This window comes from Caldibacillus sp. 210928-DFI.2.18 (assembly GCF_020554505.1).
GTDB classification, from domain to species: domain Bacteria; phylum Bacillota; class Bacilli; order Bacillales; family Caldibacillaceae; genus Caldifermentibacillus; species Caldifermentibacillus hisashii.
In genome coordinates, this window is sequence record NZ_JAJCHL010000288.1 from 1 (window position 1) to 232 (window position 232).

2 tRNA genes are annotated in these 232 nt (G+C 56.0%); both read right to left on the reverse strand.

The annotated features are described in order from the left end of the window. Positions 1 to 2: 2 nt before the first annotated feature. A tRNA-Asp gene (locus LIZ98_RS17850) sits at positions 3 to 79 on the reverse strand. Between the two features lie 4 nt (positions 80 to 83). Further along, positions 84 to 157 (reverse strand) — tRNA-Met (locus tag LIZ98_RS17855). Between the last annotated feature and the right edge of the window lie 75 nt (positions 158 to 232).

Here is a 232-nt window from a genome sequence, read left to right on the forward strand (position 1 = left end):
TATGGCGGTCCGGACGGGACTCGAACCCGCGACCTCCTGCGTGACAGGCAGGCATTCTAACCAGCTGAACTACCGGACCAATATTGCGGGGGTAGGATTTGAACCTACGACCTTCGGGTTATGAGCCCGACGAGCTACCAGACTGCTCCACCCCGCGATGATAATATTAATATATTTAGCCCGGCAACGTCCTACTCTCGCAAAGGCAAGGCCTTCACTACCATCGGCGCTG